At 65.4% G+C, this 7,429-nt stretch carries 8 protein-coding genes; 5 read left to right on the top strand and 3 right to left on the bottom strand.

Annotation, left to right across the window (positions count from 1 at the left end; genetic code table 11):
• From V7Q81_RS13380 to folD, 5 genes are all read left to right on the top strand, one after another.
• The coding region (locus V7Q81_RS13380) for an ABC transporter ATP-binding protein (protein ID WP_333844145.1) at positions 1-786 on the top strand (786 nt) is incomplete at its 5' end.
• 4 nt (positions 787-790) lie between these two features.
• Positions 791-1,621 (top strand): ABC transporter permease, encoded by an 831-nt coding sequence (locus V7Q81_RS13385; protein ID WP_333844148.1) that lies wholly within the window; start codon positions 791-793, stop codon positions 1,619-1,621.
• Positions 1,622-1,640: 19 nt separating this feature from the next.
• Positions 1,641-2,528, top strand: coding sequence for an ABC transporter ATP-binding protein (locus tag V7Q81_RS13390; protein WP_333844150.1), 888 nt, complete (start codon positions 1,641-1,643; stop codon positions 2,526-2,528).
• Positions 2,525-2,719, top strand: a complete 195-nt coding sequence (locus V7Q81_RS13395) for a hypothetical protein (protein ID WP_333844154.1) — start codon at positions 2,525-2,527, stop codon at positions 2,717-2,719. Before V7Q81_RS13390 ends, V7Q81_RS13395 begins: the two co-directional genes overlap by 4 nt.
• A 43-nt stretch (positions 2,720-2,762) precedes the next feature.
• Complete coding sequence (gene folD / locus V7Q81_RS13400; RefSeq protein ID WP_333844155.1) at positions 2,763-3,650, top strand: bifunctional methylenetetrahydrofolate dehydrogenase/methenyltetrahydrofolate cyclohydrolase FolD; 888 nt, start codon at positions 2,763-2,765, stop codon at positions 3,648-3,650.
• Here the strand turns inward: folD and V7Q81_RS13405 are convergent, their stop codons facing one another.
• The 3 genes from V7Q81_RS13405 to aprA all read right to left on the bottom strand — a co-directional run.
• Positions 3,651-4,751 carry an aminomethyltransferase family protein gene (locus V7Q81_RS13405; RefSeq protein WP_333844158.1) on the bottom strand — a complete coding sequence of 367 codons (1,101 nt, stop codon included), beginning with the start codon at positions 4,749-4,751 and terminating at the stop codon, positions 3,651-3,653. It abuts the gene before it with no gap.
• A gap of 86 nt (positions 4,752-4,837) precedes the next feature.
• On the bottom strand, positions 4,838-5,593 hold the full coding sequence (locus V7Q81_RS13410; protein ID WP_333844160.1) for a sulfite exporter TauE/SafE family protein: 756 nt from the start codon (positions 5,591-5,593) through the stop codon (positions 4,838-4,840).
• Positions 5,590-7,429: adenylyl-sulfate reductase subunit alpha (aprA, locus tag V7Q81_RS13415; protein ID WP_333844162.1), on the bottom strand; the 1,840-nt coding region annotated here is incomplete at its 5' end. The genes aprA and V7Q81_RS13410, both read right to left, overlap by 4 nt.

Genomic DNA, 7,429 nt, shown 5'->3' on the forward strand with positions numbered 1-7,429 from the left:
AAGATCTACGACCCGGAGGGGGCCGCGGTGCTGGCGGTGGACCACTGCTCCGTGGACATCGCCCCGGGGGAGATCTGCATGATCGTGGGCCCCTCGGGATGCGGCAAGACCACGCTCCTCAACGCCATCGCCGGCTTCCACAGCATCAACGCAGGCGCCATCTACCTGGACGGAGAGATGCTGTGCGGGCCGGGCAAGCCCAAGGCGGAGCCCGGGCCCGATCGCATCGTAGTATTCCAGAACGGCGCCCTCTTCCCCTGGAAGACGGTGCTCGAGAACGTGGCCTTCGGTCCGGTCATGCAGGGAAAGCTAAGCTGGAAGGAGGCGTGCGAGAAAGCCCGGGGGATGATGGCCGATGCCGGCCTCTCGGGTACCGAGCAGAACTATCCCGGGGAGCTTTCCTCCGGCGTGCGGCGTCGGGTGGAGATCGTGCGGGCCCTCATGAACGATCCCAAGGTACTGCTCCTGGACGAGCCGTACCGGGCCCTCGACTCCCTCACCAAGTCGGTGATGCACGAAGCCCTGCTTGAGATCTACTACAAGAACAAGGTCACCATCTTCTTCATCACCCATGACCTGGAGGAGGCGATTTTCCTGGGACACCGGGTGGTCATCATGACCACGCGCCCGTGCAAGCCAAAGAAGATCCTGGAAGTGGACATCCCCCATCCCCGGGATTACGGCGTGCTCACGGCGCCGCGCTTCCGCGAGCTGATGGACGAGACCATGGAAGCGGTGCACGAGGAGGCGTTGAAAGCCTTCGCCGCCGGCGAGAAGGAGGGTTAGTTCTGTGAAATTGGCAACGCTCAAGAAGACCTTGTTCAGTCGCACCGTGGGACGCGGCATCGTGTCCATCGTGGTGTTTGTGGTCCTTTGGGAGATCGGCTCGCGCTGGAAGCAGTGGTTCGGCTTCGAGCTGCCCTGGATCGGCGCGGTGCCGGCGCCCACTTCGGTGATCCAGGCGTGGGTCGGGCTGCTTTACGATCTGGGCTACTGGATGAGCTGGTACAAAAGCACCCTGAGGGTGTTCTCTGGCTTCCTCGCGGCCATGATCGTGGGTATTCCCTTCGGGCTCATGATGGCCATCAGCCGCACGGCCTATGGCGTCCTGTTCCCGCCCTTCGAGGTGTTGCGGCCCATTCCGCCGCTCGCCTGGGTGCCCGCCTCCATCATTTTCTGGCCGACCCAGGAGATGTCCATCGCCTTCGTCACTTTCCTGGGGGCGTTCTATACCATCGTGATCAACGTGCTGGGGGGCGCCAAGTCCATCGACGTGCGCTATTTCCAGGCGGCCCGCTCCATGGGGGCGACACGCTGGAACGTGTTTCGCCGTATCATCCTCCCCGGGACGCTGCCCTCCATCGTGGTGGGGGCCGCGGTCGGCATGGGCATCACTTGGGAGGTAGTGGTGGCCGCGGAGATGATTTCCGGCGGCGGGGGCGCCATCCAGGCGAGCGGTGCAGGCGGGGGTCTCGGCTTCTTCATCTGGAACTCCTACGTGGGGGGTTCCTACGAACAGATCGTGGTGGGCATGATCTCCATCGGGATCGCCGGGTACATCAGTAGCGGCATCGTGCGCAAGCTGGGCGAATTGTCCACCCCCTGGTTGCGGGTCCGGTAGAGCACGGGAGGCGCTTCCAATGGCAACGGTACTCAAGACGACCTCCGGAGCGGGCCTCGGCAAGGTGCAGGCCGGGGAAATCGAGGTCAATCAAGTGAGCAAGTCCTATGGCGTGGAGCAGTTCGCCAAGGAGGTGGTCAAGGATTGCTCGTTCACGGTGCAGCGCCACAAGCTCACCGTGATGATCGGCCCCTCCGGTTGCGGCAAGAGCACCTTGATTCGCCTGATGGCGGGTTTCGAGCGGCCCACCAGCGGCACCATCACCCTGGACGGCCGGCCGGTCACGGAACCGTCCCACGACCGCCTGGTGGTGTTCCAGGAAACGGCCTTGTTTCCCTGGATGACCACGTACGAGAACATCATGTACGGGCCCAAGGCGCGGGGCGAGGACACGCAGAAGAACCGGGAGTTCGCCGAGTTCCTGCTGGACAAGGTGGGGCTCACCCAGTTTCGCGACAAGTACCCGAACCAGCTCTCGGGGGGCATGCAGCGGCGGGCGGAGCTCGCCCGCGCCATGATCAACAACCCTTCCGTGATGCTCCTGGACGAGCCGTTCCGCGGGCTCGACGCCATGACCAAGGAGCTCATGTGGGAATATTACGCGGCGCTTTTCGAGGAGACCCGCCGCACCAACTTTTTCGTCACCACCGACATCGACGAGGCGATTTTTTTGGCCGATCGGTTGCTCATCATGACCAACATCCCCACCCGGGTGCGGGCGGTGCTGGAGGTGGACGTCCCGCGGCCCCGGAAGCTCAAGGACATTGTGGAAAACGACCGGGCGAACGACATCAAGATGGAGGCCCTGTCCCTGCTCCACGAGGAGGCGATGAAATCCTTCGCCGGTGGCAGCAAGGCAGCGGCGGATTTCGTGGAAGCTTATTCCCGCAGGATCGCGAAGCGATGATGGACTGGCTGCTCAACCGGGAGATGGTGATCATCCTGGCGGTGATCGGGGCGGCGATGGCGCTGTCCTCGTCCCTGTTCCAGGCGCGGCTCGGGCATGTGCGGGCCGCATGGCTCAACCGTTGCGCCTACGCCCTGACCGGAGCCAGCATCGTGATCTTCATCGTGCTCGGGTTCATGACGCCCGCGTGAGCGGGAATGGGCGGGTCTTCGGAGTGAGGGCGAGGAGTCGGAGATGACGGCGAAAATCATCGACGGGGTCGCCGTGGCGGCCAAGGTACGGGCGGGCTACCGGGCCCGGGTCGAGGCGTTGAAAGCCCGGGGCGTGGTGCCGGGGCTGGCAGTGGTGATGGTGGGGGACAATGCCGCCTCCAAGGTGTACGTGGGCAACAAGGTGAAGGCTTGCCGAGAGGTGGGGCTGCATTCGGAAGTGCACAGCTTCCCCGCCGACACGCCCCAGGAGGAAGTGCTGCGGGCGATCGGCGCGCTCAACGCCGACCCTGCCATCCACGGCATCATCGTGCAGCTGCCTCTTCCGCCCCACTACAACATGCGCCGGCTCCTGGAGGCCATCGACCTTTCCAAGGACGTGGATGGCTTTCATCTATACAACGTCGGGGGGCTGGTGATCGGCGACACGGTCTTTCCTCCCTGCACCCCTTACGGGGTACAAGTGCTGCTCGAACACACCGGCATTCCCATCGAGGGACAGAACGTGGTGGTGGTGGGCGCCTCCAATATCGTGGGCAAGCCCATGGCCCTGATGCTTCTTGCCCGGGAGGCGACGGTGGCCATCTGCCACATCAAGACGCGCGACCTCGCCCAGTTCACCATTCTCGCCGACATCCTGGTGGTCGCGGCAGGGCGGCCCAACCTGATCACGGCCCCCATGGTCAAGCACGGCGCGGTGGTGATCGATGTGGGCATCAACCGGCTGCCGGACGGGCGACTGGTGGGGGACGTGGACTTCGACGCGGTGAAAGAGAAGGCCTCCTGGATCACCCCCGTGCCGGGGGGCGTGGGACCCATGACGGTCACCATGCTGCTCGGCAACACCATCGCCGCCGCCGAGCGGCAGCTCGAGCGGGCGCGCCAGCCAAGTGGCGCCCCCGTGGCTGTCTGATCAGCCCGCCGGGCTTCGCGGCAGCCGCTTCATCGGGTCGTAGAAAGGCAAGCGGGCGACGCGCCCGGTCAGTCGGGCGCCCAAGCGCACCCGGGTGCCTGAGTAGCGATCTTCTGGGTGGACGAACCCCATCCCGAGGGTGCGTCCGAAGAGGGCAGAAGAGGCCGCACTGGTGAGCACGGCGCGGCCTGGCACGGGCACCTGGGGTCGCAGAGGCGGATCGAGGGCTCGCACTTCTTCCTGGAAGCGTGCTTCGGGCACCAGCCCCACCAGGGTTTTCTGTACCGGGCGCCGGGCCAGGGCGGCTGCTCCCAGATAGCGCTGCCGGGCCGAAAGCAGCCGGCCAAGGCCCAGCTCCGGGGGGGTAGCGGGATCCGCTAGCTCCCGGGTAAAGAGGATAAACCCGGCTTCCACCCGCAGCGTGTCCGCCGCGGCGAACCCGCATTCCGCAAGACCCATGGGCTCCCCCGCCACCTTGAGCGCCTCCCAGAGTTGCTCGCCCGCTGCGGCCGCGACGAAGATTTCGTAGCCCAGCTCCCCGGTGTAGCCCATGCGGGCTACCCGGCACGGCACTCCGAACAAGCGGGTGTCGAGGAAGGCGAAATAGCCCGGCAGGGCGCTGACCCCACAGCGCCGCAGCAGGGCGGCGCTGGCGGGCCCCTGGAGGGCGATGACGGCGTCCCGGCCGGAACGGTCCTGGAGCTCCAGGTCGAAGTCCGCCGCTACCCGCCGCACATGGGCGATGTCGGCGCGCCGTCCGGTCACGAGCCAATAACACGCCTGCCCGAGGCGCCAAACGGTGGCGTCGATGAAAACGCTACCATCCTCCCGCAGGAGCAGGGTGTAGACCAGCCGCCCGGGCGCAAGTCCCTCCAAGTCTCGGGTTTGCAGGCGGTGGAGAAACGAAAGGGCTTGCGCTCCGCGCGCTTCGAAGCAGGCCATGAAGGAAAAATCGTAGAGGCCCGCTGCGGTGCGGGTGGTGCGCTGCTCGACGGGGGGATTGCCGAAGTGGCGGGGAACCCAAAGCCCGGGACCGATCGGGTCCAGAGGCAGGCCGCGGGCGCGAAAGGAGGCGGTGAGGGGAGGCTCCGGTGGATTCATCTGCATGAGCGATCACCCAAGCCTCTTCGCCGAGGCACGGGCAAAACGGTCGCTTTCATTCGCGACCGTGGGTGCCCGGTCGTGGCTCACACGACCTCCAAGGCCCGCACCAGGAGCCCCGCGCCCACCACGACGCACAGCACAGCGACGAAGCGGCGCACGAGCTGGACGTTGACGGCGTGGACGATTCTCACCCCCACCGCCACGCCCACGATTTCCATGACCGTCACGGGGACGGCCACCTGGAAGTTGATCGTGCCGTAGTGCAGATTGCCCAGGGTTCCCGAGGCAGCCGCCAGGATCTGAATCACCTGGGATACGCCGATGGTGGGGAGCGCTGGGAAGCCGAACAGCACCATGAGGGGGACGGAAAGGGCGGGGCCGCCCACGCCGGTCAACCCGGAGCCAAAGCCCGAGACCGCCCCGATGGCAAGGAGCAAGGCCTTCTGTCCCGACGGGTGGTCTGCCAGCGCCGGGCCGGGGGCGCCGTGCCAGGAAGCCAGGGTATAGACGCCGGCGAAGATGATGATTGCGGCGAGGATGGCTCCCAGGGCGGGTGCCTGGAGCCGGGAATTGGCCCAGGCGCCGAAGAAGGCGAAGATCGCGGCGCCGGCGCACACCGGCACGGCCAGTCGCCAGTCGATGCTGCCGCGGCGCTGGAACAGATAGGTGCCGAGGAACCCGGTGAAAAGGAAAGTGAACAACGCGGTGGCCATCGCTTCGTGGATGACCAGGCCGGCCAGGGCGGTGAGGGCGGGGATCAGCAGGATGCCCCCGATGCCCACGGCGCCGATCAGGGCGCCCACCACGAAGGCGACGAGGAGCAGAAGGAGCAGGGTCACTTCTGCTCAACGATGTGGTGCACGGGCAGTTTGGTCATATGCCATTCGCCCGTGTCGGCATCGTATTGGGAAGCGGTGAAAACGTGCCACTCGGCGTCGTTTAGCTTCGGGTAGTCGGCGCGGTAGTAGTAGCCCGGCCAGCGGGTCTCCTGTCGGAACAGGGTATGCCGGGTCACCGCCTCCGCCGTCAGAACCCGGTGGTGGAGCTCCCAGGCCCGCTGCAGCTGGTGCAGGTCCTCGGCGCCGAGATGCTCGAGGTCCTCCTTGAGCATGGCGAGCAGCTCCAGCCCCCGGTTGAGCAGCGGCTCGTTGGTGACGTAGAAGGTGCTGTAGCCGCCCACGTACTCGTCCATGAGCTTCTCCAGCCGCTGCAGGCCGTGCAGGGGCAGCAGGTAGCCTGGCGCCACGGTCCCGGCGACGATTTCGTTCCTTCCCACCCGGTAGTTTTCCAGCGGCTTGAAGATGATTTGCTCGAGCTTCTTCACCCGGGCTTCGTCGAGCCGGGGCTCACTTCCTCGCCGGTCCAGGACGTAGCGGACCGCCGCTTTTCCGGCGAGCCTCCCCTCAGTAAAAGAGCCGGACGAGAACTTATGGGCGGAGCCACCGATGGTGTCCCCGGCCCCGAACAGCCCCTGCACCGTGGTCATGCGGTTGTATCCCCACTGGTAATCCGCAGGCGCGCAGTCCTCCGGTCCGCTCGCCCAGGCGCCGGAGCAGGTGGCATGGGAGCCCATCACGTAGGGCTCGGAGGTGATCAGCTCGGAAGGTCTCTCCTTGGGATCGATGTTTTGAGAGGCCCAGACCACCGCCTGGCCGATGGTCATGTCGAGGAAGTCCTCCCAGCCGATTTCTTCTTTTTCTTTGGTGTCGAGCACGTGCTGGGTCTGCATGTAGATCGGGCCTCGGCCCGCCTTCATCTCCTCGATCATGGCGTGATTGCGTAGGCAGGTGGGGAAGGGCTGGCTCTGGGTGTATTTTTCCCCGACCATCTCCTTGAGCTGGTCCAGGTACTTGGCCTCGTAGCTCTCTCCGTAGGCGTTGGTGGCCTGGGACTTGAGCAGCAGGAACCAGGCGCCCACCGGGCCGTAACCATCCTTGAAGCGGGCGAGGACGATGCGGTTTTCCATCTGGATCATCTTTGCGCCCGTCGGGATCAAGAGGCCGTAGGCCGATGCGCTGCTCCAGGGCGCGTACCAGGTTCGGCCGGTGCCCTCGCCGATCGCCCTAGGCCGGTAAATATGGGAAGCGCCGCCGGCGGCCACGATCACCGCTTTCGCCCGGAAGACGTAGAAATCGCCGCTGCGCACGCTGAAACCGACGGCACCGGCAATCCGGTTGGGATCGCTCTGGTCCGTCAGCAAGTGGGTGACCATGATACGGTTGTACACCTCGCTTGCCGCCTTCCTGGCGGCTTCGGCGATGATGGGCTTGTAGCTCTCGCCGTGGATCATGATCTGCCACTTGCCTTCCCGCAGGTACCGGCCGGTCTGGGGGTTTTTCATGATCGGCAGCCCCCACTCCTCGAACTTGTGCACGGTGGAATCCACGTGCCGGGCGATGTCGTAGACCAAATCCTCGCGCACGAGGCCCATGAGGTCGCCGCGGGCGTAACGGACGAAGTCTTCGGGCTGGTTCTCGTTCCAGCGCATGCCCATGTAGCAGTTGATCGCCGAGAGCCCGTGGGCGACGGCGCCGCTTCTTTCGATGTTCGCTTTTTCCACTAGGACGATCTTGAGGTCGCGGCCCCAGTAACGGGATTCGTAGGCAGCGCCACAGCCGCCGAAGCCGCCGCCGATGATGAGAATATCCGCGTCCACGAACCGGGTTCTTCTGGCC

Source organism: Pelomicrobium sp., assembly GCF_036803785.1.
In the GTDB taxonomy this organism is placed as follows: Bacteria; Pseudomonadota; Gammaproteobacteria; order Burkholderiales; family UBA6910; genus Pelomicrobium.

Excerpts from the sequence above, each read along its gene's own strand:
- folD (WP_333844155.1), top strand. The coding sequence starts at position 2,763 with ATGACGGCGAAAATCATCGACGGGGTCGCCGTGGCGGCCAAGGTACGG.
- V7Q81_RS13395 (WP_333844154.1), top strand. The coding sequence starts at position 2,525 with ATGATGGACTGGCTGCTCAACCGGGAGATGGTGATCATCCTGGCGGTG.
- V7Q81_RS13405 (WP_333844158.1), bottom strand. The coding sequence starts at position 4,751 with ATGAATCCACCGGAGCCTCCCCTCACCGCCTCCTTTCGCGCCCGCGGC.
- V7Q81_RS13390 (WP_333844150.1), top strand. The coding sequence starts at position 1,641 with ATGGCAACGGTACTCAAGACGACCTCCGGAGCGGGCCTCGGCAAGGTG.